General features: G+C 71.3%; 4 protein-coding genes. All 4 read left to right on the top strand.

Annotated elements, in window-relative coordinates:
* Positions 1-154: 154 nt before the first annotated feature.
* The 4 genes from FOE67_RS22695 to FOE67_RS22680 all read left to right on the top strand — a co-directional run bounded on the left by FOE67_RS22695 (position 155) and on the right by FOE67_RS22680 (position 2,415).
* A complete protein-coding gene (locus tag FOE67_RS22695; protein ID WP_182666705.1) occupies positions 155-1,396 on the top strand; it encodes a helix-turn-helix domain-containing protein in 1,242 nt (413 codons plus the stop codon).
* Between the two features lie 310 nt (positions 1,397-1,706).
* Positions 1,707-1,925: a hypothetical protein gene (locus tag FOE67_RS22690; protein WP_182666704.1), complete on the top strand. Its 219-nt coding sequence runs from the start codon at positions 1,707-1,709 to the stop codon at positions 1,923-1,925.
* Positions 1,922-2,158, top strand: coding sequence for a DUF7848 domain-containing protein (locus FOE67_RS22685; RefSeq protein WP_323385320.1), 237 nt, complete (start codon positions 1,922-1,924; stop codon positions 2,156-2,158). The genes FOE67_RS22690 and FOE67_RS22685 overlap by 4 nt, the downstream gene beginning before the upstream one ends.
* Entirely contained in the window at positions 2,155-2,415 is a 261-nt protein-coding gene (locus FOE67_RS22680) for a hypothetical protein (protein WP_182666702.1), read from the top strand. Before FOE67_RS22685 ends, FOE67_RS22680 begins: the two co-directional genes overlap by 4 nt.
* Positions 2,416-2,479: the final 64 nt, after the last annotated feature.

Raw genomic sequence — 2,479 nt, 5'->3', positions numbered from 1 at the left:
GTTCGGGGGGATTCGGCGCGGGGTCACCCGACGGGTGGGGTGGGTGTTCACAGGTTCGGCCCCGGCACGCCCGGTGCCGGGGCCGATCGCTGTCCCCCTGGCGCACGTCGGGGGTACCGTCCTGAGTGTCGAGTTCAGGAGAGCAGGAGTCAGCATGACACAGCGGACTGACAAAAACAGCGGCGGGCCGGTGGGTCGGCCGGAGGAGTCGATCGGGCGCCGGATCCAGGCGATCCGGCGGGCCCGGGGACTCACCCAGCACGGCCTCGCGCAGAAGGCGCACATCTCCTACAGCACCCTGACGAAGGTCGAGGCGGGGCACATCGCGGCCTCGCCGATGGTGACGGCCGCGTGCGCGCGGGCGTTGAGGGTGCCGGGTACGGACCTGACGGGGCAGCCGTACTACGACCAGCTCAAGGCCGACCAACTGGAGGAGCTGATCCAGCCGCTGCGGCAGGCGGTCGCGAACCCGATGCTGCCCGGGGACGGGCCGGAGCCGCGGGCGCTGTCGGCGATCCGGGGGGATGTGGCGCGGCTGGATGCGTGGCGGCTGCGCGGGGAGTACATGGTGATCGCGGCCGAGGCGCCGGCGTTGATCGAGGAGCTGCTCCTGGCGGTGGATGGCGCGGCGGCGGGGCGGGAGCGGGAGGAGACCTACCGGGTCCTGGCCGATGCGTACCGGCTGGCGCGCACCCTGCTGGGGAAGCTCGGGTTCACCGACCTCGGGCTGTTGGCGTTGGATCGGATGCAGCAGACGGTGCCGCACACCGGTGACCCGTATCTCCAGGCGGTGGTGTGTCACTACCGGTCGGACTACTTCCTGCATCACGGGGCGCCGGAGATCGCGTTGCGGGAGATCGGGGCGATGGAGCGGATGTTGGAGGATCCGGTGCGGCGGGGGGATGAGCGGGCGATGAGTGCGCGCGGCACGTTGTGGCTCAAGAGCGCGGTGATGCATTCGCGGTTCGGGAAGGTGGGGGCGGCCGGGGAGGTCACGGCGCGGATCGCGGAGGCCCGGGCGCTGGCCGGTCGGCTGGCGGGGCGACCGGACCCGTACGGGCTGGTGTTCGACGAGCTGAACGTGAGGCTGCACGAGGCGTCCACCCAGCTCGATCTCGGGGAGACGGGGCGGATGGTGGAGCTGGGTGAGCGGTTGGTGTTGCCGGAGGGGTGGGCGCGGAACCGGGCCGGTCACCATCACATGGATATGGCGCGGGCGTATGAGGTGGTGGGGCGTCGGGAGGAGGCGGTGGCCGAGCTGGTGGCGGCGCGTCATGCGGCGCCGGCGCAGACGCGGTATCACCCGACGACGAGGGAGACGGTGCACGCGTTGCTGAGGAAGCGCCGGTCGCCGGAGCCGGCGTTGCAGGCCGTGGCCCGGTGGGTGGGGGTGTAGCACAGGCCGAGCCGGTGGGTGGCATGACACGAGGGCCCCAACTTTCATTCCGAATTGAAAGTTGGGGCCTTGTGATGTCGGCAACATAGCTGTCTGTGAGCGCACGTCACACGATGATCATGGAGTCGACGATGGCCAAGCCACTCGCCAGACGGTACGAGAAGCCGGTGAAGGCGCTGCGGCGCTGCGGGGGGTGCGGGTGCCTGACGCAGCAGGCGCGCCCGGCGCCCGGCACCGGCCGGGAGGGGGGTGGTTCGTGGCACTGCCCGGGCTGCCTCCCGAAGCCGGACGCGAAGACGGGGGGTGCGCGGTGAGCACGCAGACGCAGCGCAGGGCCCCGGAGGTGGGGGACGAGGTGGAGCTGGAGCCGGGTGGGGAGCGGTTCGTGGTCACCGACATCGGCTCGGAGGACGGGTTGTGCACGCTGCGGGGGCGGGGGCGTGGCGGTATCCCGGAGGAGGATCCGGTGGACCCGGACGCGTTGACGGTGGTGCGGACCCGTGCGGAGCGCCGGGGGTCGGCGTGGTGACCCGCAAGTTCAGGTTCCGGGAGCATGTGATCGAGCCGGATCAGGAGCCGGATGCGGAGGCGATCACGTTCACGCCGCAGTGCGCGGTGTGCGAGGCGATGGGTCCGACGCGTGAGGGGGCCGGGGAGCTGACCGGGTGGATCGTTCGGCACCTCGGGGAGCATCCGGAGCATCTGTCGTACCGGGAGATCATCACGCGGCCGTACAGGGCTGTGCCGGGGGCGTGGCGATGAGGACACCGAGTACGACGCTGGATGTGGTCTCGGTGTTGGCGGCCGAGATCGTGATAGGGGACGCGATGGTGATAGGGGGTGTGGAGCGCACGGTGGTGGATCTGCGGGCCGTTCCTCCCATCGGTTCCCGGCTGGTGGTGTTCGGGCAGGGCATGACGTTGCGGCTGCCGGCGCGGGAGGTGGTGGCGGTGAAGCGGTGGGTGCCGATCCGCCGTGTCCCCGCCCGGCGTGTGCTGCCGAGGGGGGTGGTCCGGTGAACCGCGAGCACGACCAGGAGCAGGAGCACGGGGCCGCGGGGCACGAGCACGGCCATGTGGTTTA

Source organism: Streptomyces calidiresistens (genome assembly GCF_014141525.1).
Classification (GTDB): domain Bacteria; phylum Actinomycetota; class Actinomycetes; order Streptomycetales; family Streptomycetaceae; genus Streptomyces; species Streptomyces calidiresistens.
Note: the sequence above shows the minus strand (reverse complement) of the source record. Positions and strands in the feature narration are given on the sequence as shown.